Below are 1,291 nucleotides of genomic sequence, written 5' to 3'. Positions count from 1 at the left end.
GCAGGCCGATGTCGATCTGGGCGAGGGCCTCGGCGACGCCTTCGTCGATGCGGCGCGGCAGGTCGACGACGACCGCCCCGCCTCGCCGCCGTCCGGCGGCGAGGACCGCGCGCACGGCCTGGGGCGGCACGGCGACGGCGTCACCCCGGTCCCAGCTGAGGACCCTCAGGGAGTGCAGTTCGGGAAGGGACTCCTCCAGGGCGCCGCCGCCGACCCGGCCGCGCGAGGCGGCGAACGCGGGCCAGCGCAGTCCCTCGGCGTTCTCCCCGCCGAGGAGCACGTCGAGCCCGCCGCCCAGCGGATCGGCGTCCACGAGGAGGGTGCGCCTGCCCTGCCGCGCCGAGGTCACGGCGAGCGCGCAGGCCAGGGTGGACGCCCCGGCGCCGCCGCGCCCTCCGATCACACCGACGGTGAGCGCGGGCCTGCCGACCCCTTCGGCGACGTCGGCGATGCGGTCGACGAGCCATTGCTCGCCGTCGGGCAGCATCAGCACGTGATCGGCGCCGATCTGCACGGCACGCTGCCAGACCCCGGAGTCGTCCTGGTCCTTCCCGATGAGCACGACCCCGCGGCGGCGGACGGCCCCGCGCAGGCGCCGCGCCGCGTCGTCGCCGACGAGTACGAGCGGTGCCGCCTCCCAGCGGCCCCGGCCCTCCGGCACGCCGTGGTGGACCTCCGGTCTGGCGCCGGCGGCCGCGCACAGGCGCAGCAGGTCGTCCAGGAGGTCCACGTCCTCGGTGACGATCAGCGGCCTGCCCTGCCGCCCGTCGTCGGCCGACCTCCGGTCGTCGGTGATGGCTCCCGCCATGATCTTTATCCCCCTTCGCCGCGTCCGGGACGGTGCGCGGGACCGCGCCTCGGCGCTCGTCGGCCCCGCCCGTGTCCCGGACGCCCGTGTTCAAGTCCTGTGTGAGGGGCCGGTCGACGGCCGCCGAATGAGCGGTCGACGAACACCGGCCGACGACGCCCGAGAAACCGAACCGGCCAGGAACCAGCCGCCGTCGGACGCGCTGGAATCACGGTGCAACGAGCCCGGAAATCGTGTGGATCTTGGTCGAAAACTGTGGACGACCCGGCTGTTGTGAATATCGCCGTCACCCGAACAGGCGAGGCTCGCACGTCCTCCACAGCGCAGCACGACCGCTACGCAAAGTGACGATTCCTATGGGAGGGCAGAGAAAAGCCCACGAGGGCACAGGACGGCCTCGCGGGCGGGAGAAGCGGAAGGAAAAAGTATCCGGACATGCGACGACCCCCGCCGGGGGGGAGAGCGGGGGTCGTCGCATGTCCG

1 protein-coding gene is annotated in these 1,291 nt (G+C 73.5%); it reads right to left on the bottom strand.

Annotation, left to right across the window (positions count from 1 at the left end; all coding sequences use genetic code 11):
- Positions 1-808: septum site-determining protein Ssd (gene ssd / locus AOK15_RS41250; RefSeq protein ID WP_055524412.1), on the bottom strand; the 808-nt coding region annotated here is incomplete at its 3' end.
- Positions 809-1,291 lie beyond the last annotated feature (483 nt).

The organism is Streptomyces ossamyceticus, assembly GCF_001418475.1.
Taxonomy (GTDB): Bacteria; Actinomycetota; Actinomycetes; order Streptomycetales; family Streptomycetaceae; genus Streptomyces; species Streptomyces ossamyceticus.
This window is presented reverse-complemented; position numbering and strand designations above follow the sequence as displayed.